The organism is Massilia sp. 01N417 (assembly GCF_056399645.1).
Window position 1 is genome coordinate 65,180 of sequence record NZ_JBFTRS010000027.1, and the last position, 24,099, is coordinate 89,278.

Genomic DNA, 24,099 nt, shown 5'->3' on the forward strand with positions numbered 1-24,099 from the left:
TAGGGTGGGCACGGGGTGCCCACCCTACGGTTACTTAGTCCTCGGAATAAGGATCCGGATACTCCAGCGCCTCCATGATGTCGCGCTCCAGCTGCTCCATCTCCTCGGCTTCTTCGTCGTTCTCGTGGTCGAAGCCCTGCGCGTGCAGCACGCCGTGCACCACCAGGTGGGCCACGTGTTCCTCGACCGTCTTCTTCTGTTCCTCGGCCTCGCGCTCCAGCACGTCGGTGCAGAGGACGATGTCGGCCTGGGTAGGCTCGTCGTCGTCGATCTCGGCGCCTTCGTTGTAGGCGAAGGTCAGCACGTTGGTCGCGTAGTCCTTGCCGCGGTAGTCGCGGTTGAGCTGCTGGCCTTCGGCGGCGTCGACGAAGCGGATCGCCAGTTCGGCCGGGCCGAGCAGGGAGGCCTGGACCCAGCGTTCGATCATCGCGGGCGTGATCGAGGCTTCCAGGCGGGTGTCGGCGTACTGGACGTCGAGTTCGAGTTTATGCTTTTTTTCTTGCATTTCGGGTCACGGGTTTGGCCACGCCGGGCAGGGCGCCAAGCTCCTGCATCGACGCGGATTTTTCATAGGCATCGACGATGCGGCCGACCAGCGGATGGCGCACCACGTCGGCACTGGAGAACTGGGTGAAGGCGATGCCGCGCACGTCCTTCAGCACGTGCATGGCGTCGACCAGGCCGCTGCGCTGGGTCTTGTGCAGGTCGACCTGGGTCACGTCGCCGGTGACCACGGCCTTGCTGCCGAAGCCGATCCGGGTCAGGAACATCTTCATCTGCTCGACCGTCGTGTTCTGGGCTTCGTCCAGGATCACGAAAGCGTGGTTCAGGGTGCGGCCGCGCATGAAGGCCAGCGGGGCGATCTCGATCACCTGCTTCTCGAACAGCTTCTGGGTGCGGTCGAAGCCGAGCAGGTCGTACAGCGCGTCGTACAGCGGACGCAGGTAGGGATCGACCTTCTGCGCGAAGTCGCCCGGCAGGAAGCCGAGGCGCTCGCCGGCTTCGACGGCCGGGCGGGTCAGGATGATGCGCTTGACGGCGTCGCGCTCCAGCGCATCGACGGCGCAGGCGACCGCGAGATAGGTCTTGCCGGTACCGGCCGGGCCGATGCCGAAGCTGATGTCGTGCTCGAGCACCGCCTTCAGGTACTGGATCTGGTGCGGTGTGCGGCCGCGCAGGTCGCTGCGGCGGGTCTTCAGCATCGGGCTGACCAGTTCGCCGGATTCGTCGCGTTCGAGGTTCTCCGCTTCCGCGCTGACGGTTTCGCCCGGCACCTTCTTCGCTTCGGGCGCGGCGGGGGCATCGGCGGCGGCCGGCTTCAGGCCGGCGCGCTGCTCCACCAGGGCCAGTTGCACCTCCTCGATCGGCACGACCTTGTTGGCCACCGCGTAGAAGCGTTCGAGCAGCTCGACCGCGCGTTCGGCATTGGTGCCGCTGACGATGAACTTCTCGCCGCGGCGGAAGATCGTGACGTCGAGGGCGGCCGAGATCTGGCGCAGGTTTTCGTCGAGCGGGCCGCAGAGGTGGGCGAGCCGCGTGTTATCGAGCGGCTCGGGGAAGAAATACGAAGGCTGGGTAGGTGTTTTCAACTGGCTTTGGCAATCGAGTCAAGGCTGGCGACCAGGTCGCCGCGCAGGGTGTAATCCAGGCTTTCGGTGATGCGCACGTCGACCAGCTGGCCGACCAGCGTTTCACCAGGCTCGCCGGGGGCGAAGTTCACGACGCGATTGTTCTCGGTGCGGCCGGCCAGCTCTCCCTGGCCCTTCTTGGCCGGACCTTCGACCAGGATGCGCTGCACGGTACCGACCATGCTCGCGCTGGTCTTGCGGGTGTTCAGGTCGATCTGGGCCTGCAGGCGCTGCAGGCGCGCCAGCTTGACTTCGTGCGGGGTGTCGTCTTCGAGGTTGGCGGCCGGGGTGCCGGGGCGCTTGCTGAAGATGAAGCTGAAGCTGTTGTCGAAGCCGACGTCTTCCACCAGCTTCATCATCGCTTCGAAGTCGGCATCGCTCTCGCCGGGGAAGCCGACGATGAAGTCCGAGGAGATCGAGATGTTCGGGCGCACCGCCTTGATGCGGCGGATGATGGATTTGTATTCGAGGCCGGTGTAGCCGCGCTTCATGGCCTGCAGGATGCGGTCGGAACCGTGCTGCACCGGCAGATACAGGTGATTTACCAGCTGCGGGATCTTCGCATAGGCGTCGATCAGGCGCTGGGTGAATTCCTTCGGGTGGCTGGTGACGAAGCGCAGGCGCTCGATGCCGGGGATCGCCGCCACGTATTCGAGCAACAGGGCAAAATCGGCAAACTGCGGCGCGCCCTCGCCACCCTCCATCAGGCCGCGGTAGGCATTCACATTCTGGCCCAGCAGCATGATTTCCTTCACGCCCTGGGCGGCGAGGCCGGCGACTTCGGTCAGCACGTCCTCGAAGCGGCGCGAGACTTCCTCGCCGCGGGTGTAGGGCACCACGCAGTAGCTGCAGTACTTGCTGCAGCCTTCCATGATCGAGACATAGGCGACCGGGCCTTCGACCTTGGCCGGGGGCAGGTGGTCGAACTTTTCGATTTCCGGGAAGCTGATGTCGACCTGGGCCGAGCCGCTGGCGCGCCGCGCCTGGATCATCTGCGGCAGGCGGTGCAGGGTCTGCGGGCCGAACACCACGTCGACGTGGGGCGCGCGCTTGACGATCGCCTCGCCTTCCTGGGAGGCGACGCAGCCGCCGACGCCGATCACGAGGTCCGGCTTGCCACGCTTGAGCTCCTTCAGGCGGCCGAGATCGGAGAAGACCTTTTCCTGTGCCTTTTCGCGGACCGAGCAGGTATTGAAGAGGATGACGTCGGCATCCTCGGGGCTGTCGGTGCGTACGAGTCCTTCGGACGCGCCGAGCACGTCCGCCATCTTGTCCGAGTCGTACTCGTTCATTTGGCAACCAAAGGTCTTGATGAATACTTTTTTCTGCATGGCTGATGCTTTGACAAGTGAATTCCAGTTTACCGCAAATCGGAAACATGCCCGGAAAAGGGCGTGTGCGCCTGGTTTTGGTGCTGCTGGGAATGGTTAATTTCCAAACTAAAATTTCTGATACAGTCAGTTACATTGTTAAATCTTGATTTCTGGTTGCTAACTGTTATGTTTGTGATTGTCGGAACGATTTTTTTATTTCTTCTTGTAAATCAAATAGTTCCTGTGTTTCGGAAATTGCAAAATTAGTTCAAGAAAACTCTTGCGTGCGCCACAATCTGTCACCATGTGCTGAAATGACTGTATGACAAGCTTTCCCGACGATAGCTTGATTTCGGCCAATGATTTCAGTGCTCAGGTCGAGTGTGAACGCGACGTATGAGTTTGATAATTTGTTCGAAATACAAGTGTGTAACGGAAGCGAGTTAGGGAGCGCACGGGGTCCGGTGACGTTGTCGACGCGCAGTCGATTGATCGTTCGGTAACGTGTCCGGGAACTTATGTTGACGAAACGAAGTCTTTAACAAAGTTCGTAAGAGAACTATTTTAACCACTCACGAGGTAATCATGGCACATCACGCTCTGTCTTCACAGGAAAGCTACAACCCGAACCACTTGCTGGACATCCTGCTCGGCAAGATGCAGCTGAAGAACGACGCCGCGCTGTCGCGCATGCTGGAAGTCGCTCCACCGGTGATCAGCAAGATCCGTCACCATCGCCTGCCGGTCGGCGCGTCGCTGCTGATCCGTATGCACGAAGTGACCGGCATGAGCATTCGCGACCTGCGCGACCTGATGGGCGATCGCCGCACCAAATATCGCCTGTCGGATGCCCAAGGCCGCCCGAAGCCTGAAGAAAAAGCTGCGAAAGAGGCCGCTGCACAGCAAGCTGCCGCCCAACAGCAACAAGCTCAGCCGCAAGAGCAGAGCGACGCATCCAAGTCCGGTAATTATGCGCACTGATGCCGCAGGCATGACGGCCGGTCCTGTCATGCCTCCGGCTCGACCCGGCAGCGGGTTCGCGTCCGTCAGGAACGCCTCCGTTGCCGTCACTTACAGGCCGTCCTGAGCCTGGAGGGTGAAAACCCTCACGCCATCAGGATGGCCGACATCTCTTCCAGTTGCTGTTCCGTCTCGCGGAACAGATCCAGATAAGCGTCTTCGTTCAAGCCCATTGCGTCCCAGGCGATGCTGGACAGCGCCGGTACCAGTTCATCTTCCTCGCCCGCCAGGTCGAGCGCATGGACGACCGCGTTGGCGACGTGAACGATGGCGGCAAGAAATCCCGCGCCCGGGGTCTCGGGGCTGTGGTGAAACGCGATCGCCTGGCGCATCGTGTCCGAAAAATTCCAGTGCTCCGCCAGCGCCACGCCGGCGTCCACATGGTCGATGCCCAGTACGGCGCGCTCGGCCTCCAGCCATTCGCCATCATGCCTGCGGTGCCAGGCCAGCACTTCGCCATACGCCTCGGGATGGCCGGTCACCAGTACCAGGCGGCCTATGTCGTGCAGCAATCCCGCCGTGAAGGCGACATCCTGGTTGAAGCGCAGGCGCCGCGCCAGCGAACGGGCGCAGACGGCGGTGGCGATCGAATGGCGCCAAAAGGCTTTGTCGTTGAAGCCGGGGCACTTGCCATTCGGGAAACAGCCGGTGACGGCCGCCGCCGTGATCAGGTTACGCGTGGTCTGGAAGCCCAGGAAGGTGATCGCCTGCTGGATCGTCGCCACCTTGACTTGCAAGGCATAGGACGAGGAATTCGCCAGGCGCAGGGTCTTGGCCGTCAGCGCCTGGTCGTAGGACACTTTTTTCGCCAGCACCGAGATATCGATGTTTTCCTGCTCGATGCTGCCCAGCAGTTCCATCACGACCGCTGGCAGGGAAGGCAGGTCTTGTACGCTCGAGGCCAGTTGTTCCGGAGACAGCATGCTCATGGTCCCACCTCGCGGCCCAGGCGGAAATCCTCGATGTACTGGCGCAGGATGCCGGTTGCCCAGTCGCCATGGTTGCCGCGCTCGTGCTTGCGGAACACCCGGTCCAGCCTTTCCCGGCCCAGGACCGGGTCGACGGGCGCTTCGGCGCGCCCGGCGCCGAGGATGGGCAGCAACTCGATCCCGTGGCGTGCCAGCGAGGCCAGCATGCCTTCGGTCAGCACCACGCCCTGCGCCAGCAGCACATTCCCTTTTTCGTCACGCAGCACCTCTGCCAGGACCATGCCCGGCGTGGCCTCTGCGAGAGGTGTCAGCTGGTAAGCCCCGCTCATTCTTCCCTCTTGCCTTTTGTTAACGTATTTATATTACCATCCGGCACGGACCAAGGTCCCGTGCCAGCCGGCAAGATGCGACAAACTGTTGTATTCTCGACCGGTTTGAATTTGATAGGACAAGCATGAAACTGTATTTCAGCCCCGGCGCCTGCTCGCTCGCTCCCCACATCGCACTGCTCGAGGCAGGACTGGACTTCACGACCGAAAAAGTCGACATCCGCGCCAGGCAGACCGCCAGCGGCGCCGATTTCCTGGCGATCAACCCGAAGGGCTATGTGCCCGCCCTGGAGCTGAAGGATGGCGCCGTGCTGACCGAAGGCCCGGCCATCGTCCAGTTCATCGCCGACCTGGTCCCGGACCGCCAGCTGGCGCCCGCCAACGGCACCCTGGAGCGCTACCGCCTGGTCGAATGGCTGAACTTCATCTCGACCGAGCTGCACAAGACCTTTAGCCCGCTGTTCCGCCCGACCTCGACCGAGGACATGAAGGAAGCGGCGCGCGCCCACCTGGGCAACCGCCTCGGCTGGCTGGCCAGCCAGCTGGAAGGCCGCGACTACCTGATGGGTTCGCAGTTCACGGTGGCCGATGCCTACCTGTTCACGGTACTGGGCTGGGCTGGCTTCGTGCACTTCGACCTGTCGCCGTGGCCGGTGTTTGCCGGTTACACGCAGCGCGTCGCCGCGCGTCCGGCGGTGCAGCAGGCGCTGCGCGACGAAGGCCTGCTCAAGTAATCCGATAAGGACCGTGCGCTGCGCCGTCGACGGCGCGGCCACGGTACCATGCGCGCCATGAAAAGCAAACGCTACGTTGCCCTGCTGAGGGGCGTGAATGTCGGCCGCGCGAAACGCGTCGCCATGGCCGACCTGCGCAAGCTGGCCGGCGAGCTGGGTTACGACGAGGTACGCAGCGTCCTCAACAGCGGCAACCTGGTCTTCAGCGGCCCGGCCAAGCCGCAGGACCAGGTCGCCAGCGAGATCGAGGAGGCCCTGGTGCTGAAACTGGGCGTGGCCGCCCGTGTGCTGGTACTCGATGCCGGCGAGCTGGCGGCCATCGTCGCCGGCAATCCCCTGCTCGGCCAGGCCGACGACCACTCGCGCCTGCTCACCTTCGTCCTGTCCAGTCCACATGCCACGCCGCAGGCGCGCGAGGCGCTCGAAGACCTGTGCGGCCGCGACTGGCAACCCGGCGCCGTCGCGCTGGGCGAGCGTGCCGCCTATGTATGGTGCCCGGAAGGCATTCTCGACAGTGCCGCCGCAGCCGCGCTCGGCAAACAGCTGGGCGATGCGACCACCTCGCGCAACTGGGGGACGCTGCTCAAGCTGCACGCCCTGTGCGCCGGACCCCTGTAATTACCGATCCCATCCCCATGGATGGAAGCTGGGCGCGCTGCCGCCCAAACGACAACGGCGCCCCGCAGGCGCCGTTTCTTCTCCCGGCCTTCCGGCCAGGCGTGTTTCTCGACCTGCTTCTTGAACCTATTTCTTGAATTTTTCGCTGCTGTCGCGGCTCGCGCGGTAGCCGATCAGGATCAGTCCCACCAGCATCATCGCAAACACTTCGGGTTCCGGCAATTCGGACATGGAAGGCGAGGGCGGTGACACCACTTCGGTACGCGCGACCGCCGAGACATCGGCAATGCGATTGGAGCGGATGGCGTGGGAGTCGAGGTCGATGGCAGCCGCCTGGGCGGCGCCGGCGAAGAGCAGGCTGAGGGCTGAACTGAATGCTGCGGCAAGAAAGATTCGTTTCACGGTCATTCCTTCCAAATGTCCACCTCGGACAGCGCATCCGGGTACCTATCCAGCATAACAAAAACACAGTGGGAAAAGCGCTCGTTACGTCTTGTTACCTGTTACTCAGCAATAAAAAAACGAATCAAGCCGGAATAACTCTGCAATTGAAAATTAAATAATTTTTAATTGAGGAAATAGAATCGGTGATTCCTCAATTACTTATTTAACAGGCAAATAATCATCGAAACTTTGCGATTTGATTGGCTAACTTATTGAAATCACAAAGAAAATCGATATCAAGTTGATCAGTTGTGTTGCGCTCCAAAGTTTTTTCACCGCACGGTATACACCTCTCTTTTCTTTGGGGGTATAGTCTCCATATCCCCATTGCCTTCGGGCATCAAAACAATAGCAGACGCATACGTTTGCATCCCATAGCGGTCGCAATGCACCGCCGCCTTTCGCGTCCACTCGGCACTTCGGAAGGCACGCACTATCAATGTCGTGAAGCACCTTCAGATTAAAGAGTACTGATATATGCCCAATTTTGCTCGACTTCAAATTGCCTTCAAGAATGTTTATGTCCGTATTCTGACTGCCGTTGCGCTAGGCATGCTGGTCGGTTGGGGCATTTACAAGTCCGACGTCCCGCAAGACCCGTCGCCGGTGGTCTATTCGCAGAACATCTCCGAGATCACCCAGCTGGCTTCCCAGAAGGACCGCCTGGACTACCTGCTGGTGGCCAATCCCTTGTCCGATGCGCCGCGCTATATCTACAAGTTCAAGGGCGCGCCGCAGCTGCACGTGGTGAAGGTGCCGAGCACCTCCCACCTGTCGCTCGAGCGCGAAGTCCTGCTGAAGAACGCGATCCCGTATTCGATCGCCAAGGACGACTACCTGGCTTCCCATAAAGCCGTGCTGCAGGACGAGAACGAAGGCTTGTTCTCCGACGTCGTCTCCTTCATGAAGCGCCATGCGCTCGACCTGACCGTGCTGGTGCTGATCCTGTACGCCCTGAAGTTCGGCATCCCGGGCATGAACGGCAACGCCCAGCTGATCTCGCCGGACAAGCTGAAAGGCTCGATGGACGACCTGATCGGCATGGAAGACATCAAGCAGGAAGTGCTGCACCTGGAAGACATGATCCGCAACCGCGAGTTGTACAAAGAGCACAACATCGACAAGCCCTTCAATGTCATGCTGACCGGTCCTGCCGGTACCGGCAAGACCAAGCTGGTCGGCTACCTGGCCAAGCGCCTGGACATCCCGCTGATCCAGGCGTCGGGTTCGGCGCTGGAATCGGGGTACGTCGGCGGCGGTTCGAAGGCGCTGAACGCCCTCTACCGCAAGGCCTCGAGCAAGGGCCGCTGCATCATCTTCCTGGATGAAGCGCAGAGCCTGTTCATGCCGCGCGGCCGCAGCGAAAAGAAATGGGAAGACGATACCGCCAACACCCTGCTGGGCCTGCTGGACGGCGTGAAGAGCGACAAGGGCCAGGGCGTGATCTGGGTGGTCGCCTCGAACTTCGACGATGCCTCGACCGAGATGGACGAAGCGATGCTGCGCCGTTTCTCGGTGAAGATCAACTTCCGCCTGCCGAACAAGGGCGAGCGCCGCGAACTGCTGAAGAGCTTCCTGTCGCGCAAGAAGGAAGGCCTGGTCGACTGGAACGACCTCGACCTGGAACAGGTGGCCGAGATCACCCAGAACCTGAGCCCGGCGCTGCTGGAATCCGTGGTCGAGCGCGCATCGATGCTGTCGATCCAGGAAAAGGTCATCATCAACACCGACCTGCTGTTCCGTGCGTATGAGCGCGCCACCATCGGCCTGACCGACCGCGCCACGACCGCCGAGAAGCACAAGCAGCGCGAGCGCATCGCCGTGCACGAGCTGGGCCACTTCTTCATGCAGATCGACCCCTTCCTGCGCGCCGGCATGAGCCTGGACGAAGTAAAGGACAAATCGCACCTGCTGAAGATCAGCACCGAGGCCGTGTCGAAGATCGGCGCCCTGGGCTACGTGCTGCAGTCGGGCGACGACATGTCGCTGCGCACCCTGGAAGAGCTGGAGCGCGACGTGATCGGCCTGTACGGCGGCGTGGCGGCGGAAGAGCTGTTCTACGGCGCCCGCGGCATCTCGGTCGGTAGCCAGAACGACATCGAGAAGATCACCAAGATGCTGAACCTGATGGTCGGCCGCCTGTCGATGTACTCGCGCGCCAAGATCGACTACAGCCAGCTTGCCAACGACGCTTCCGGCGAGCACACCCTGCGCCAGGTCGAGGAGAAATCCGATGAGCTGTACAGCTATACCCTGGACGCGATCCGCGACTACGAAAAGGTGATCGTCGCCATCAAGGACACCCTGCTCGAGCAGTACGTGCTGTCCAAGGATGCCGTGTTCGCCCTGCTGGAAGAGCACAAGGATGCGCTGATGGCCGGCCTGAAGGCCCAGCGCCACGCCAGCCTGAAGCTGTGCGGGGAGACCGGCGAAGCGGTGGCCTGAGCAAACGATAGCTGATGGATCCCGGGCCCGGCCCGGCTGGAAAGGCGGACAGCGATGTCCGCCTTTTTTTATGGTTTGTCCGGCCTCGCGGTCTCGGCCCGCAGTGCGCTCAGGGTGTCGTCGATGTCCGCCAGCCAGCGCGCGGCAAGCAGGGATGGGATGGTATCGTCGGCCGCGGGCCGGATCGCTTCTTCGGCATCCGGCGGATCGCGCCGCGCCGGCTCTTCGAACAGTGCGGCCGTCCGTTCCATCCTGGGCGCCAGGGCGCAGGCAGCCGCGTGCAATGCCGGCGACCGCGTCAGCTGCGGTGCGAAATTCACGACCAGGTCGCAGCAGTGGCGCACGCAATAGGCAATGCGCGACAGCCGCCGCAAATGCTGCCGGCGATGCTTTTTCGATCCCGGATACTCGGCGCCGGTGACCGGACCGAGCGTCTGGCGCAGCGCCTGGAGCTTGCGGTCCAGGGCGCGGATCTCCTCGCGCCGCGGCGGCGAATCCGGATCCGCCCATGCCGCATCCAGCAGGCGGCCGGCGGCGCGCAGCAGTTCGGCGCTCTTGCCGCGCGAAGCGTCGCGGGTGTGGACCGGCAGCACCAGGCTGGCGCTGAGGACGGCGGTGGCCGCGCCGATCAGGGTTTCCTCGAGCCTGAGTATCAGCAGGCCCGGGCTGTTCATCCCCATCAATTCGTACAGCATCGCCAGCATTGCGCTCAGCAGCACCACATAGACGTTCTGCAGGCCGCGGAACGCATAGAAGCCGGTTCCCACGAAGACGAACAGCAGGGCCAGTTCGAGCGCGCGGTTGCCGTGCACGAGCTCCGCGGCGGCGATCCCCACGCAGACGCCCACCACCGTGGCCAGCACCTGGCGCCACGCGCCGGACAGCGTCTGTCCGATGGTGACGGTGCGCGTGAAGACGACGAAGGCGGCGAACACCGCCCAGTACCAGTGCGAGGGCGACAGGGCACGCCCGGCCACGATGGCGCCGAGGGCGGCCGCGCAAGCCTGCAGCGCGCGGCGGGTGGTGTCGTCGAACCGGGACGGCTTCCCGTCCTTGTCGTTCGCCTTCTTGCCGGCGCCTTCGGCGGGCGGCGGCTTGCGCTCGTCGCGCATCGGCGGCAAGGCCTCGCGCGGCGAGGGCAGGCAGGCCAGCACCCGCAGCGCCTGCGCCAGCCGCCAGCGCAGCGCAGGCGGCAAGGCCGGGCCGGCTTCGGCCCTGTCGTCCGCATCGGCAGCGGCTTGTCCTCCCGGATCGCGTTCCAGCGTCCGCAGGCGCTTCGCCAGCACTTGCCGCTCGCCGACGCCGGCCCCGGCGGCCGCACGCACGACCGCCGCCAGGGCTTCCGCGGCCAGTTCGCCGCGCAGCACCTGTCCGCGCAGCCGGTCGGCCGGGCTGCCGTCGCGGTCGGCGTCGCAGGCGAAGTCGGCGAGCCGCGTTTCCAGTCCAAGCGACTGGGCGTTCAGGCGCTCGAGGTGGGCGTCGATCCGCTTGCGGCCGGCTTCCTTGCCCTGCTCCAGCTGGCCCGCCAGGCCGTGCAGCAGGGCCCTGATGCGGGCGCGCCAGGCCCGCAGCTCGCTGCGCAGCATGCGGCCCGGATGCTCGGGCACCAGCCAGAAGCGGACCGCATAGGCGACGGCGCAGCCGACGAACACGAACAGGGGCAGCCACTGCGCCTTGTCCGGTGGCGTCTTCAGCAGCAGCGCGTAGAAATAGGACTGGTAGGCGAGGGCGCCAAGGCCGCTGCCGCGCGGCCCGAAGCGGCGCGCCTGGAAGGCGGCGAAGATGATGAGGAGGAAGCAGCCGCCGCTCAGCCACGGACGGTCGCCCACCAGGCTGCCGAGGACGAGGACGGCGCTGGCGAGGAAGGGCGTCCAGGCCATCGTCTGCTGTTGCTGCTTGCGTCCGGGGTCCTGCAGGGCGACGGCGGCGATCGCCGCCACCAGGATGCCGGCCAGTGTCAGCTTGTATTCAAGACCCAGCAGGCGGGGGACGAGGAGGAACAGGACAGCGAGGATGCCGGCGGTGAGCAGGGCGCGCAGTCCGCTGCGCAGCCGTTCCAGGGCTGGATCGGAGGCGAGGAAGAGGTCGAGTAAATAAGCGATCAGATAATGGGCGCGATGCATCTCGAAAGGCGAAGCCCGGCAGTGGCCGAGCAGCTACTGTACAAGATGACAAGAGCCCGGCACGCACGCTTGCCGCCCGGACAAGCGTGCGCTGGACGATGCCTCAGTGCGCCGCGACCGGCGCTTCGGCCAGGCCCTGCAGCACGTAGCGCGACATGCTGGCCGCCAGTTCGTGCTCGCCGATGAAGACGGTGCCGCCGGTGTCTTCGCGCAGCAGGCGCGCTTCCTCTTCGTTGTGGCTGCGCACCACGCAGCGGATGCCCGGGTTCAGGGCCTTCGCCGTCTCGACCATGGCGCGCACGTGGAAGGTGTCCGGCGTCGCGATCACCAGCATCGACGCGCGGGCGATGTGGGCCTGGATCAGCACTGCCGGGTCGGCCGCGTTGCCGGCCACCGCCGGCTGGTCCTTGCGGCGCAGGTCTTCCACCACTTCGCGGTTCTGTTCCGCCACCACGTAATGGATGCCCTGTTTGCTCAGCTCCTGGGCGATGCGGCGGCCCACGCGGCCATAGCCGACCAGCACCACCTGGCCGGTCAGGTGTTCGTGGGTGACCGTCATCGGCAGTTCGGCCAGCGGGTCGGTCGAGCGCTCCAGCCGGCGCGCGAGATCCGATTTCGAACGCAGCCAGTCCTGCAGCGGGTTGATCGCCTTGAACATCAGCGGGTTCACCGCGATCGAGATGATGGCGCCGGCCAGGATCAGGTTCTGGCCGAGGTCCGGCAGCAGTCCCAGCGACATGCCCAGCGCCGCCAGGATGAAGGAGAACTCGCCGATCTGGGCCAGGCTGGCCGAGACGGTAATCGCCGTGTTGAGCGGATAGCGCAGCGCCAGCACCAGCACGAAGGCGGCCAGCGATTTGCCGAACAGGATGATGGCGACCACCGCCAGCAGCTCGAACGGATGCTCGACCAGCACGCGCGGATCGAACAGCATGCCGACCGAGACGAAGAACAGCACGGAGAACGCGTCGCGCAGCGGCAGGGTCTCCTCGGCCGCGCGGTGGGAGAGCGCCGATTCGCGCAGTACCATGCCGGCGAAGAAGGCGCCCAGCGCGAACGAGACGCCGAACAGCTCCGACGAGCCGTAGGCGATGCCGACCGCGGCCGCGATCACGGACAGGGTGAACAGCTCGCGCGAGCCGGTCTTGGCCACGCGCCACAGGAACCAGGGGAAGAGCTTGCGGCCCACCACCAGCATGAAGGCGACGAAGGCGCCCACCGACAGCAGGGTCTTGCCGAGCGCCAGCCACAGCGAATCGCCGGCGCCATGGCCGTCGCCGCCGGCGTTGCCGCCCAGCGGACCGGCCAGCGCCGGCAGCAGCACCAGCACCAACACCGTGACCAGGTCTTCGACCACCAGCCAGCCGACCGCGATGCGGCCGTTGAAGGAATCGAGCTGCCCGCGGTCTTCGAGCGCCCGCAGCAGCACCACGGTACTGGCCACCGACAGCGCCAGGCCGAACACCAGTCCCGCGCCCAGGCCCCAGCCCCACAGATGGCTGACCCCGATGCCCATCAGCGTCGCCACCGTGATCTGCAGGACCGCGCCGGGCAGGGCGATGCCCTTCACTTCCAGCAGGTCGTCGAGCGAGAAGTGGAGGCCGACCCCGAACATCAGCAGCATCACGCCGATCTCGGCCAGCTGGGAAGCGAGCGCGACGTCGGCCACGAAGCCGGGCGTGGCGGGGCCGATCAGGACGCCGGCAGCGAGATAGCCGACCAGGGCCGGCAGCCGCATGCGGACGGCGAGCATCCCGAACAGCAAGCCGAAGCCGAGAGCGGCGGCGATGGTGGTGATCAGACTGATGTTGTGGTGCATGCGGACGAGGCCCTCCTTGTAAAGTTAAACCTGTCCAGTATAAGCGACGATGGGCCTGCATCCGGCCGCGGGGATGAAAAAAATAACTGCGGATGAAGGGGCGATCCGATGCGAACGCGGCAAATGACGGCGTGTTAGGGCATGGTTGCCAGCGTCAGCAGGGCCTGGCGCAAGGCGGCGCGCACCTCGTCGAACTGGGCGCGGCGGCGGCGCTTGTCGAGCCTGAACAGCATCAGGCCCTCGATCTGGGCCACCATCAGCACCGCGCGCCGCATCGTCTCGTCGTCGGAAATGGCGGGGTTCAGGCCGCGGATCAGGTTGTAGACGGTCTTGCGCTCGCGTCCCAGCATCTTGTCCATCAGCTTCGAGGCGAAGGGGTTGCGCGAGGCCAGCGCCCAGATCTCGAAGAACAGCGCGTGGGTGACCGGATCGGTGATCTCTTCGAGGAACATGTCGACCGTGGTCAGGAAGCGCTCCAGCTGCGAGCGCTCGCTCATGGCGGCGGCGATGGCGTCCATCTTGCCCTGCACCAGGTCCATGGTGGTGAGCAGCAGGGCTTCCAGCAGCAGGTCCTTGCTGCCGTAGTAGTGCTGCACGTTCGACAGGCTCATGCCGGCTTCCGCCGCCACCCGCCGCATCGACAGCCCGGCATAGCCTTCGGCGGCGAGCAGGGAGCGCGCCGCCTGCAGGATGTCCTGCGCCCGGCCCAGGCCCTTCTCGGTGGTGCCCGAGACCTTGTTCTTCAGCGTGCTGTCGAGTGTCGTTTCCATGTCGCGATTATACTTTATGGAATAGTACAGTTGACCTATAATCGTCCAAAACCGGTCGCCTGACCGAGAATAAGGAGGAGACAGCGATGAGCCAGAAAGTATTCGTCAGCGGGGTGGGCATGATCCCTTTCGCCAAGCCGGGCGGAAGCAGCCCGTATCACGAGATGGGCGCCCTGGCGGCCCGCGCCGCGCTGCAAGACGCCGGCATCGCCTACGAAGACGTCGAGCAAGCCTATGTCGGCTATGTGTATGGCGATTCGACCTGCGGCCAGAAGGCCCTGTACGGCGTCGGCATGACCGGCATCCCGATCGTCAACGTCAACAACAACTGCTCGACCGGGTCGACGGCGCTGTACCTGGCGCGCCAGGCGGTGCAGAGCGGCGCGGCGGACTGCGTGCTGGTGCTGGGCTTCGAGCAGATGAGCCCCGGCGCGCTGGCCTCGGTATTCACCGACCGCCCGACGCCCTTCGACGATTTCGACGCCGTCACCGACCGCCTGGTCGGCGAGCCCGCTCGGTCGCTTAACCTTCCGCTGGCGCTGCGCTACTTCGGCGGCGCCGGCCTGGCCCATATGAAAAAATACGGCACGCCCCTGAACGCCTTCGCCCGCATCCGCGCCAAGGCCAGCCGCCACGCCGTCAACAACCCGCTGGCCCTGTTCCGCAAGGAGGTGACGGAACAGGACGTACTGGACGCACCGGAGATCTGGCCCGGCGTGATGACCCGCCTGATGGCCTGCCCGCCGACCTGCGGCGCGGCCGCCGCCGTGCTGGTGTCGGAAGCCTTCGCAAAGAGGCACGGCCTGCGCGCCGACGTCCACATCGCCGCCCAGGCCATGACCACCGACCGCCCGGGCACCTTCGATGCGGACGACATGATGCGCCTGGTCGGCTACGACATGAGCAGGGAAGCCGCGCAAAAGGTGTATGCCCAGGCCGGCCTCGGGCCCGAAGACCTCGACGTGGTCGAGCTGCACGACTGCTTCGCCCACAACGAACTGATCACCTATGAAGCCCTGGGCCTGTGCCCGGAAGGCGGCGCCGACAAATTCATCCGCGACGGCGACAACACCTACGGCGGCAAGATCGTCACCAATCCGTCCGGCGGGCTGCTGTCGAAGGGCCACCCGCTGGGCGCCACCGGCCTGGCCCAATGCTTCGAGCTGACCCACCAGCTGCGCGGCAGCGCGGGCGCGCGCCAGGTGGAGGGCGCACGGGTCGCGCTGCAGCACAACCTGGGCCTGGGCGGCGCCTGCGTCGTCACCATGTACCGCGTGTAAGGAGGGCGCATGGACTACGTCTCTCCCTGGATGGACGCCGAGCTAGACGGCTTTCGCGATGCCGTGCGCCGCTTCGCCGACCATGAAATCGTTCCGCACCAGCAGCGCTGGCGCGAGCAGCAGCACGTCGACCGCGAAGTCTGGCAAAAGGCCGGCGCGATGGGCCTGCTGCTGGCCGACATCCCCGAGGAATACGGCGGCTCGGGCGGCAGCTTCGCCCACCAGTGCGTGGTGTTCGAAGAACTCTGCTACGCCGGCGACACCGCATTCGGCCTGCACGTGCATGCCATCGTCGCGCACTACCTGCTGAACCAGGGCACGGAAGAGCAGAAAGTCAAATACCTGCCGCGCCTGGCGCGCGGCGAGATGATCGCGGCCATCGCCATGTCCGAACCGGGCGCCGGCTCCGACCTGAAGGGTATCCGCACCACGGCCGTCCGCAGCGAGGATGGCTATCGCCTCAACGGTTCCAAGACCTTCATCTCGAACGGCTACATGGCCGACCTGGTCCTGGTGGTCGCCAAGACCGACCCGGCGGCCGGCGCCAAGGGCGTGTCGCTGATGCTGCTGGAGACGCGGGACAATCCCGGGTTCCGCGTCGGCCGCATCCTGGAGAAAGTGGGGCAGAAGGGCCAGGACACCTGCGAGCTGTTCTTCGACGACGCCCACGTGCCGCTGCAGAACGTGCTGGGCGGGGAGGAAGGCCACGGCTTCGCCCAGCTGATGACCGAGCTGCCCTACGAGCGCACCATCGTCGGCGTGTGCGGCGTGGCCTCGATCGAGCGCGCCATCAGGTTGACGGTCGAGCATGCGAAGGAGCGCAAGGCCTTCGGCCAGGCCCTGATCGAGATGCAGAACACCCGCTTCGTGCTGGCCGAGGCGAAGACCGAGGCCTTCGTTGCGCGCGTATTCGTCGACCGCTGCATCCAGGATGTGATTGCCGGCCGCATGGACTCGGTGCAGGCCTCGATGGCCAAGTACTGGATCACCGACCTGCAGTGCAAGATCGTGGACCAGTGCGTGCAGCTGTTCGGCGGCTACGGCTACATGCTCGAGTACCCGATCGCGCAGATGTATGTCGACGCCCGCGTGCAGCGCATCTACGGCGGCGCCAACGAGATCATGAAAGAGATCATCGCCCGATCTTTGTGAAGTGAGACATACATGCCAGGACCCCTGAAAGGATTGAAAGTCATCGAAATGGTCGGCATCGGCCCATGCCCCTTCGCCGCCATGATGCTGGCCGATATGGGCGCCGACGTGATCCGCATCGACCGCAAGCCCGATCCGGCGGCGCCGAACCCTTATCCGGTGCTGGGCACGAAGTTCGACGTGATGGCGCGCGGCCGGCGCTCGCTGGCGCTGGACCTGAAGGATCCGCGCGCCCGCCAGCTGCTGCTCGACCTGGTGGCGAAGGCCGACGTTCTGGTCGAAGGCTTCCGCCCCGGCGTGATGGAGAGGCTGGGGCTCGGCCCCGACCCCTGCATGGACCGCAACCCGCGGCTGGTGTATGGCCGCGTCACCGGCTGGGGCCAGACCGGGCCGCTGGCGCAGGCGGCCGGGCATGACCTCAACTATGTGGCGCTGTCCGGCATGCTGCATGCGATGGGGCGCGCGGACAGTCCGCCGTCGCCGCCATTGAACCTGGTCGGCGACTTCGGCGGCGGCGCCATGATGCTGGCCTTCGGCGTGATCTGCGCCGCCTTCGAAGCGAAGAGTTCGGGCCGGGGCCAGGTGGTCGATGCCGCCATGACGGACGGCGCCGCGCTGCTGGGTTCCATGATGTACGGCCTGCGCGCCTTCGGTTCCTGGAGCGATGAGCGCGAAGCCAACCTGCTCGACGGCGGCGCGCCCTTCTACGACTGCTATGCCTGCGCCGACGGCAGATTCATCTCGATCGGCGCGATCGAGCCGCAGTTCTATGCCCGGCTGCTGGAGCTGAGCGGCGCCGACGATCCGCAATTCCGCAAGCAATGGCGGCAGGCCGGCTGGCCCGAGCTGAAGCGCAGCTTCGCCGCGCTGTTCGCCACCCGCACCCGCGACGAATGGTGCGCGCTGCTGGAAGGAACCGACGTCTGCTTCGCCCCCGTGCTCGACATGGACGAGGCGCCGCGCCACCCGCACAATGCGGCGCGCGCCACCTTCGTCGAGCGCGACGGCGTGACCCAGCCGGCGCCGGCGCCGCGTTTTTCGCGCACCCCCGCGGAGCTCGGTGCGGCGCCGTCCGGCCCCGGCCAGGATGGCGCCGCCGTGCTGGCCGACTGGGGCTGGAGCGCGGCCAGCGTCGAGGCCCTGCGGCGCGCCGGCGTCGTGTAGGCTGAGCTAACATGGGGGCATGAATACAAAGAGTGCGGAACTTCGCCAGTCGAAGCGGCTGGCGCTGTCCTTCTTCGGCGGCGCGGCCGCGCTGTTCGTGCTGTCCTTGTTCCTTCCGCAGAACTGGTGGACCGGCCTGCTGAAAGCCTTCGCCGAAGCCGCGATGGTGGGCGCGCTGGCCGACTGGTTCGCGGTCGCCGCGCTGTTCCGGCGCATCCCGATTCCCTTCGTCTCGCGCCACACCGAGATCATCCCCGCCAACAAGCACCGCATCGCCGACAACCTGGCCGCCTTCGTGCACGAGAAATTCCTCGACACCGATTCCATCGTGCGCCTGATCCAGCGCCACGACCCGGCGCAGAAGGTGGCCGACTGGCTCACGCATCCCGAGAACACCCGGCAGCTGGGACGCTACCTGGTCCGGACGGCCGGCTGGGCGCTCGACTTCATCGAGGACGCCGCGGTGCAGAACTTCGTGCGCCGCGCCGTGCACGGCATGATCCAGGGCGTCGACCTGTCGAAGACCGCCGGCACCATCCTCGAGAGCGTGACCCGCGACGGCCGCCACCAGGAGCTGCTCGACGAAGGCATCCTCCAGCTGGCGAAACTGCTGGCCAACGAGGAGACCCAGGCCGTCATCGGCCAGGGCATCGTCGACTGGCTGCGCGAGGAATACGCCTTCATGGAAAAGATGCTGCCCTCGGAACTCATCGGTAGGAAGGGCGCGGACCTCACGGTCAAGCTGGCGGCCGGCATCCTCAAGCGCGTCAGCGAGGATCCGCAACATCCGCTGCGCCAGCGCTTCGACGCCTTCACGGCCGACTTCATCGCGCGCCTGCAGGACGACCCCGCCTTCCAGGAAAAGGGCGAGGACATCAAGCGCTACCTGATCGGCGACGAGACCCTGAACGGCTATCTCGGCTCGCTGTGGAGCGACCTGAAAGCCTGGATCAAGGCCGACCTCGAGAAGGAGGATTCGGTGCTGCGCCGGCGCCTGGAAGCGACCGGCGCCTGGGTCGGGCGCACGCTGGCCGAGGATCCGCTGCTACGTGCCTCGCTCAACGAGAACCTGGAGCTGGCGGCGCGCGGCGCGGCGCCCGAGTTCGCGGGCTTCCTGACGCGCCACATCGCCGACACCGTCAAGAACTGGGACAGCCGCGAGATGTCCGAGCAGGTCGAGCTCAACATCGGCAAGGACCTGCAGTACATCCGCATCAACGGTACGGTGGTCGGCGGCCTGATCGGCGTGGTCCTGTACCTGCTGTCGACCTTGCCCTTCCTTTAGTCAACGTCGTTGTCTCCCAGGATGACCGCCGGGTAGCCGCCGATGGCGCGCGCGGCCTGCATGCCGCCCATCACCGCCGCCTCGACGCAGCCGGAGTCCAGGCCGGTGCGCAGCCAGTCGCCGGCCAGGAACAGGTTGGCCAGGCCGCTGCCTTTGCTGCCCAGGCGCTGCGCGCTACTGCCGGCCACCGACAGCACATAGCGTTCCGACGGGTCGACGTTCGCGCGCCAGTACTGGCGGTTGATGCGCGCCTCGCCCTCGGCGCCGAGCGGATCGACCAGCCACTGCCAGGGAAAGCCGCTGCACGCTTCCTTCCACAGCGCCTTGATGCGGACGCCCAGCAGCTCGACGGCGTTGGCCTTGGCCTGCGCGGCGGCGCGCGCGGGGAAGCCGGTATCGGCAGGAGGCGGCAGCCCGGCCAGCGCCATCGCGCCGCAGAAGTACTGAACGCTCTTCGGCGCCGAGGCCGGCGCCCAGTCCTCGGCCGGCAAGACCTGGCTCATCGCGGCCCAGGTGTCGTAGGGCTGGCTGAAGCCGGTCAGGATCGGCTCCTCGCCCCCCGGCAGGGTGTTCCAGCCCAGCCCATGGGTGTCGCGGTTGAGCCAGACCTGGCAGGCCTGGGTGACGACGCTGCGCAGCGCATCGCTGCTCGCCCGCAGCGGCGGACTGGCGGCCAGCAGGCTGGGCGCCAGCAAGGGCAGGGTGCCGACCGGAAGGCCGAGCACCACCTGGTCGAAATCGCGTCCACGCTGCAGCACGCGCTGCGGCAGTTCCTTGCCGAAGGCTTGCCGGTACAGCGCCGGCCAGTCGCTCCACCAGGATTCCAGGTCGACCGCGTGGGCCTGCAGCAGGGCCGCCTGGGCCGGATCGAGCTGGCTGTAGTCCGGTACGTTCGGCCAGCAGGACAGGCCCTTCACCGTCACCAGCGGCCGGTAGGCGCCTCCGGGCACCCCGGCCTGCACCGACATCCTGACCGCATCGACGCCGCCGGCGCCGGCCGTGATCTCCTCGACCCGGTGGAAGAAGGCGAAGCGCACCCCGCGCCGCGCCAGCACCTCGTACATCGGCGCGAACACGGCGTCGCCCATGCCGGCCTGCATCCGGTACATCAGGGCGCCGCGGTAGGCGAAGGACATCCTGAAGATCCAGCGCAGCGCGGTGCCGGCTTCGAGGTTGGGTTTTTCGGGATCGCCGTCCTCGAAGGCGAACAGCTGGGCGTACATGGCGCGGGTCGGCGCAGCGTCCACGCACAGCTCGGGATCGCCGCCATGCCGGCGCAGCCAGGCGCGAAGGTCCTCGCTGTTGACGGCGTCGAAGCCGCGCGCGAACACGCCGTCGGCCAGCATCCCGCGCAGCACGGTGATGCCGATGTTCAGCGCGACCAGGATGCGGCGCGTGCGGTCGTCGTCGACGAGGGCGGCGGGTAGGGTGCGCACATCCAGCTCGGCGCGCCGCAGCGCATCGCGCAGGCGCGCATGGTCGGCTTCAGTGTGAAATTGCGGGTCCGGCGGGAGCGCGCTTGCCAGCGCCTGCAGCTCGCCGAACGGGTCGCCGTCCAGGGAAAGCGCTGGGGGCGCCTGGGTACGCAGTTCGCTGTGCCAGCGGCGCAGCCAGATGAGGGCCTCGAGCGTCATGCGCCACGGCGACACCGGATCGATGCCGGTGCCCGGCTCGCCCGGACGGCGCGGCAGTACCAGGTTCCAGGGCCGCCATTCGGCGCCGGCCTGCTCGGCCAGCACTACGTAGTCATGCGGCTTGAATGCCTGGTCCCAGCGCGCCAGCGGCGCCTCCGGCGGGCGGTCGAGTTCGTCGTAGACGGCGCGGATCAGCGCGAAGGCGTTCGCATAGAAGCCGAACCAGATATGCAGGCCGTGTTCCTCGATGCGCTGGGCCAGCGCGGCGTTGCGCCCGCTCGCCCCCTTGCCGCCCAGGCGCCAGCCCTGCTGGTAGACTGTGATCTCGTAACGCTCGCGCCATCCGGGCCGGGCGCTCAGGTAGAACGCCGCCGCCAGCGAACCTGCGCCGCCGCCGAGTATGGCGATTTTCTGCAGCTGGGCCATCGTCACCTCCATATGTGGTCGACCATGGACCAGTGTAGGGCGGCGAACCCGGCGGCATGTTCACCTGGATCAGCGTTAAGATGAGCGGCAGAGCAGTCCGATCGATTCACCGATGGGAGACGTCATGACACAGGCATCGAATATCTTGCTGGCCGGCGTACCCGAAGCGGAACTCCTGCCGGGCCGCGACCTGTTCGAGGTCGCGCGCTACCTGGTTCCGATGGACGCCAGCCTGGCCCAGGGCTGCCTGGTCGCCGCCGGCATCCCGGCGGTACTGGCCGACGCCCACCTGATGCAGGCCCACATGCTGCTGGCGCCGGCGCTGGGTGGGGTGCGCATCCTGGTGCCGCAGGAACACGTGCAGGAAGCCCAGGCCGTGCTGGAGGCTTTCCAGCGCGGAGAATTCGCGCTGGACGAGGATGCCGACGTCGGGGAATGAGGCCGGCGGGACGACTCAATCCGAGAGTTTCTGCATCTCGCGGAACAGGTCCGCCTTGCCCTCGAAGCCGATGCCCGGCAGGTCCGGCATCGTCACATAGCCGTTCTCCACCTTCACGCCATCCGGGAAGCCGCCGAACGGCTGGAACAGGTCCGGATAGGACTCGTTGCCGCCCAGGCCCAGGCCGGCCGCGATGTTCAGCGACATCTGGTGGCCGCCGTGCGGGATGCAGCGGGTGCGCGACCAGCCATGCTGGTGCAGCATGTCCAGCGTGCGCAGGTACTCGACCAGGCCGTAGGACAGGGCGCAGTCAAACTGCAGCCAGTCGCGGTCCGGGCGCATGCCGCCGTAGCGGATCAGGTTGCGCGCATCCTGCATCGAGAACAGGTTCTCGCCGGTGGCCATCGGCTTGTCGTAGTAGTTGCGCAGGGTCGCCTGCAGCTCGAAGTCGAGCGGGTCGCCGGCTTCCTCGTACCAGAACAGGTCGTACTGCGACAGCGCCTTGGCGTAGGCGATCGCGGTGTCGAGGTCGAAGCGGCCGTTGGCGTCCACCGCCAGCTTCTGGCCGTCCTGCAGCACCGACAGGATGGAGTCGATGCGGCGCAGGTCTTCGTCGAGCGAGGCGCCGCCGATCTTCTTCTTGACCACCGTGTAGCCGCGGTCGATGTAGCTGCGCATCTCGTTCTTCAGCGCCTCATGATCCTGGCCCGGATGGTAGTAGCCGCCGGCCGCGTAGACGAAGACCTTGCGGTCGGGCTGGGCGTTGCCGTAGCGGTCCGCGAGCAGCTGGAACAGCGGCACGCCTTCGATCTTGGCGACCGCATCCCACACCGCCATGTCGATGGTACCGATCGCCACCGAGCGCTCGCCGTGGCCGCCCGGTTTCTCGTTGGTGAACATGCAGTCCCAGATCTTGTGCGGATCGAGGTTGTCGCCCTTGTCGTTGACGAGGGATGCCGGGTCGGCTTCGAGGATGCGCGGGATGAAGCGCTCGCGCATCAGCTTGCCCTGGCCGTAGCGGCCGTTCGAATTGAAGCCGTAGCCGACCACCGGCTTGCCGTCGCGGATCACATCGGTGATCACCGCCACCAGGCTCAGCGTCATCTTGCTGAAATCGATGTAGGCGTTGCGGATGGAAGAGCTGATGGGGAGGGTCTGTTCGCGGATCTCGACGATTCTCATGATGGCTGCCTGGGTGTGTGTCAATGAAGTCCCCAGCTTAGCTCTTGCCGGGCCGTCTATAATTTCCCCGCGCCGAATTGATTATTAACTTGAGGTGAATGCCGGATGAAACCCGACCACACGGCCGACATGGAATTCTTCACGCTGGTGGCGCGCCACGGCAGCCTGGCCGCGGCCGCGCGCGCCCTCGACCTGACGCCCCCCGCTGCCACCAAGCGCCTGGCGCAGCTGGAGGCGCGCCTCGGCGTGCGGCTGGTGAACCGCACCACGCGCCGCATCAGCCTGACCAGCGAAGGCGAGACCTACCTGGCGCACGCCGGCCGCATCCTCGCCAGCATCCGCGAGATGGAGGATGCGGTGTCGAGCGGCCGCGCGGCGCCCAAGGGCCTGCTGCGCGTGAACGCGACCCTGGGCTTCGGCCGCACCACGATCGCACCGATCGTCTCGGAATTCGCGAAGCGCTACCCGCAGGTCGAGGTGCAGATGGAAGTGACCGACCGCCCGGTCGACCTGGTCGAGAGTGGCTACGACCTGGCGATCCGCTTCGGCGCGCTGCCGGACAAGCGCCTGAACGCGCGCCGCGTGATGAGCAACCGGCGTTTCCTGTGCGCCTCGCCGCTCTACCTGCAGCGGCATGGCGTGCCGACCTGCCTGGGCGACCTGACGCGGCACCGCTGCATCGTGCACCGCCAGAACGACGAGGCGCACGGCGTCTGGCGCTTTTATTCAGGCGAAGGGGAGGAGCAGAGCGAGGTGGTGAAGGTGCAAGGCGCGCTGTCGAGCAACGACGGCGACATCGTGCTGGGCTGGGCGCTGGACGGGCACGGCATCCTGGTGCGCTCGGAGTGGGACCTCGCGCGCTATGTGGAGAGCGGGCGGCTGAAGATCGTGCTGCCGGCGTACCGGCTGCCGTCGGCGGATCTGTTCGTGTATTACCTGAACCGGCGGAACCAGGCGGCGCGGAGCAGGGTGTTCATTGATTTCCTGGTCGAGCATTTCAGCCAGCCTTCGGCGATGGCCTAGGTGTGATGTTTCAATAGGTTGTTCTGGTTCATTCGGATTGGATTTGAGAAACTGGAAATCGCCAAACCCCCAGTTTTCAAAGTGACCAACCGAATGAACATCCATAAGAATGCCCGATTGACTTTCATCCGTCGAGTCGAAATGGTCGAAGACGTCCTCAAAGGTGGGCTGGTGGCCGCTCAAGCCGCCCAGTTGTATGGCGTCAGTAGCGCCACAGTTCGCAAGTGGGTTGGCCGTTTTCTGGCCGAAGGACGCACTGCGCTGGTCGACCGGTCGTCCCGTCCAGCTTGCAGCCCACGTGCCATCGACGCAGCAAAAGCGCTGACCATCGTGGAGCTGCGC

At 65.6% G+C, this 24,099-nt stretch carries 22 protein-coding genes; 11 read left to right on the forward strand and 11 right to left on the reverse strand.

Annotated features, from left to right (window positions below):
- Positions 1-34: 34 nt before the first annotated feature.
- Genes ybeY through miaB form a run of 3 tightly spaced genes read right to left on the reverse strand, consistent with a single transcriptional unit; the run spans position 35 to position 2,959 of the window.
- Complete coding sequence (gene ybeY, locus AC1DOQ_RS23565) at positions 35-505, reverse strand: rRNA maturation RNase YbeY (RefSeq protein WP_477369703.1); 471 nt, start codon at positions 503-505, stop codon at positions 35-37.
- The gene (locus tag AC1DOQ_RS23570) at positions 486-1,589 is read right to left on the reverse strand and encodes a PhoH family protein (RefSeq protein WP_477369705.1); all 1,104 of its coding nucleotides are present in this window, start codon (positions 1,587-1,589) and stop codon (positions 486-488) included. The genes ybeY and AC1DOQ_RS23570 overlap by 20 nt, the downstream gene beginning before the upstream one ends.
- Entirely contained in the window at positions 1,586-2,959 is a 1,374-nt protein-coding gene (miaB, locus tag AC1DOQ_RS23575) for a tRNA (N6-isopentenyl adenosine(37)-C2)-methylthiotransferase MiaB (RefSeq protein WP_477369707.1), read from the reverse strand. The genes AC1DOQ_RS23570 and miaB overlap by 4 nt, the downstream gene beginning before the upstream one ends.
- A gap of 567 nt (positions 2,960-3,526) precedes the next feature.
- On the opposite strand from miaB, the gene AC1DOQ_RS23580 reads away from it, so the two are divergent.
- Positions 3,527-3,922: a hypothetical protein gene (locus AC1DOQ_RS23580; protein WP_441934708.1), complete on the forward strand. Its 396-nt coding sequence runs from the start codon at positions 3,527-3,529 to the stop codon at positions 3,920-3,922.
- 125 nt (positions 3,923-4,047) lie between these two features.
- Here the strand turns inward: AC1DOQ_RS23580 and AC1DOQ_RS23585 are convergent, their stop codons facing one another.
- Both AC1DOQ_RS23585 and AC1DOQ_RS23590 read right to left on the reverse strand, forming a co-directional pair.
- Positions 4,048-4,890, reverse strand: a complete 843-nt coding sequence (locus tag AC1DOQ_RS23585; RefSeq protein WP_477369709.1) for an HDOD domain-containing protein — start codon at positions 4,888-4,890, stop codon at positions 4,048-4,050.
- On the reverse strand, positions 4,887-5,219 hold the full coding sequence (locus AC1DOQ_RS23590; RefSeq protein ID WP_477369711.1) for a hypothetical protein: 333 nt from the start codon (positions 5,217-5,219) through the stop codon (positions 4,887-4,889). The genes AC1DOQ_RS23585 and AC1DOQ_RS23590 overlap by 4 nt, the downstream gene beginning before the upstream one ends.
- Positions 5,220-5,344: 125 nt before the next feature.
- On the opposite strand from AC1DOQ_RS23590, the gene gstA reads away from it, so the two are divergent.
- Together gstA and AC1DOQ_RS23600 are read left to right on the forward strand one after the other, a co-directional pair.
- The gene (gene gstA / locus AC1DOQ_RS23595) at positions 5,345-5,953 is read left to right on the forward strand and encodes a glutathione transferase GstA (protein ID WP_477369713.1); all 609 of its coding nucleotides are present in this window, start codon (positions 5,345-5,347) and stop codon (positions 5,951-5,953) included.
- Between the two features lie 57 nt (positions 5,954-6,010).
- Entirely contained in the window at positions 6,011-6,571 is a 561-nt protein-coding gene (locus AC1DOQ_RS23600; RefSeq protein WP_477369715.1) for a DUF1697 domain-containing protein, read from the forward strand.
- Between the two features lie 126 nt (positions 6,572-6,697).
- Here the strand turns inward: AC1DOQ_RS23600 and AC1DOQ_RS23605 are convergent, their stop codons facing one another.
- Positions 6,698-6,973 carry a hypothetical protein gene (locus AC1DOQ_RS23605; RefSeq protein ID WP_477369717.1) on the reverse strand — a complete coding sequence of 92 codons (276 nt, stop codon included), beginning with the start codon at positions 6,971-6,973 and terminating at the stop codon, positions 6,698-6,700.
- Positions 6,974-7,492: 519 nt separating this feature from the next.
- Here AC1DOQ_RS23605 and AC1DOQ_RS23610 point away from each other — a divergent pair.
- Entirely contained in the window at positions 7,493-9,460 is a 1,968-nt protein-coding gene (locus tag AC1DOQ_RS23610; protein WP_477369719.1) for an AAA family ATPase, read from the forward strand.
- A 68-nt stretch (positions 9,461-9,528) separates the two neighbouring features.
- On the opposite strand, the gene AC1DOQ_RS23615 is transcribed toward AC1DOQ_RS23610, so the two are convergent.
- The 3 genes from AC1DOQ_RS23615 to AC1DOQ_RS23625 all read right to left on the reverse strand — a co-directional run bounded on the left by AC1DOQ_RS23615 (position 9,529) and on the right by AC1DOQ_RS23625 (position 14,172).
- Positions 9,529-11,583, reverse strand: a complete 2,055-nt coding sequence (locus AC1DOQ_RS23615; RefSeq protein ID WP_477369721.1) for an FUSC family protein — start codon at positions 11,581-11,583, stop codon at positions 9,529-9,531.
- Positions 11,584-11,686: 103 nt separating this feature from the next.
- A complete protein-coding gene (locus AC1DOQ_RS23620; RefSeq protein ID WP_477369723.1) occupies positions 11,687-13,402 on the reverse strand; it encodes a cation:proton antiporter domain-containing protein in 1,716 nt (571 codons plus the stop codon).
- Positions 13,403-13,536: 134 nt separating this feature from the next.
- The gene (locus AC1DOQ_RS23625; protein ID WP_477369725.1) at positions 13,537-14,172 is read right to left on the reverse strand and encodes a TetR/AcrR family transcriptional regulator; all 636 of its coding nucleotides are present in this window, start codon (positions 14,170-14,172) and stop codon (positions 13,537-13,539) included.
- 86 nt (positions 14,173-14,258) lie between these two features.
- On the opposite strand from AC1DOQ_RS23625, the gene AC1DOQ_RS23630 reads away from it, so the two are divergent.
- The 4 genes from AC1DOQ_RS23630 to AC1DOQ_RS23645 are packed head-to-tail and all read left to right on the forward strand — an operon-like array spanning position 14,259 to position 19,053.
- Entirely contained in the window at positions 14,259-15,452 is a 1,194-nt protein-coding gene (locus tag AC1DOQ_RS23630; protein WP_477369726.1) for a lipid-transfer protein, read from the forward strand.
- Positions 15,453-15,461: 9 nt separating this feature from the next.
- A complete protein-coding gene (locus AC1DOQ_RS23635; protein WP_477369728.1) occupies positions 15,462-16,604 on the forward strand; it encodes an acyl-CoA dehydrogenase family protein in 1,143 nt (380 codons plus the stop codon).
- Positions 16,605-16,616: 12 nt separating this feature from the next.
- On the forward strand, positions 16,617-17,768 hold the full coding sequence (locus AC1DOQ_RS23640) for a CaiB/BaiF CoA transferase family protein (protein ID WP_477369730.1): 1,152 nt from the start codon (positions 16,617-16,619) through the stop codon (positions 17,766-17,768).
- Between the two features lie 19 nt (positions 17,769-17,787).
- Entirely contained in the window at positions 17,788-19,053 is a 1,266-nt protein-coding gene (locus AC1DOQ_RS23645) for a DUF445 domain-containing protein (protein WP_477369732.1), read from the forward strand.
- Here AC1DOQ_RS23645 and AC1DOQ_RS23650 read toward each other — a convergent pair.
- The gene (locus AC1DOQ_RS23650) at positions 19,050-21,113 is read right to left on the reverse strand and encodes an NAD(P)-binding protein (protein ID WP_477369734.1); all 2,064 of its coding nucleotides are present in this window, start codon (positions 21,111-21,113) and stop codon (positions 19,050-19,052) included. The two genes, AC1DOQ_RS23645 and AC1DOQ_RS23650, sit on opposite strands and share 4 nt — an antisense overlap.
- A 124-nt stretch (positions 21,114-21,237) precedes the next feature.
- On the opposite strand from AC1DOQ_RS23650, the gene AC1DOQ_RS23655 reads away from it, so the two are divergent.
- The gene (locus tag AC1DOQ_RS23655; RefSeq protein WP_477369736.1) at positions 21,238-21,552 is read left to right on the forward strand and encodes a putative signal transducing protein; all 315 of its coding nucleotides are present in this window, start codon (positions 21,238-21,240) and stop codon (positions 21,550-21,552) included.
- 15 nt (positions 21,553-21,567) lie between these two features.
- Here the strand turns inward: AC1DOQ_RS23655 and AC1DOQ_RS23660 are convergent, their stop codons facing one another.
- On the reverse strand, positions 21,568-22,734 hold the full coding sequence (locus tag AC1DOQ_RS23660) for a mandelate racemase/muconate lactonizing enzyme family protein (protein WP_477369738.1): 1,167 nt from the start codon (positions 22,732-22,734) through the stop codon (positions 21,568-21,570).
- 105 nt (positions 22,735-22,839) lie between these two features.
- Here AC1DOQ_RS23660 and AC1DOQ_RS23665 point away from each other — a divergent pair, with 105 nt between their 5' ends.
- A complete protein-coding gene (locus AC1DOQ_RS23665; RefSeq protein ID WP_477369740.1) occupies positions 22,840-23,757 on the forward strand; it encodes a LysR substrate-binding domain-containing protein in 918 nt (305 codons plus the stop codon).
- A gap of 93 nt (positions 23,758-23,850) precedes the next feature.
- The coding region (locus AC1DOQ_RS23670; protein WP_477369742.1) for a leucine zipper domain-containing protein at positions 23,851-24,099 on the forward strand (249 nt) is incomplete at its 3' end.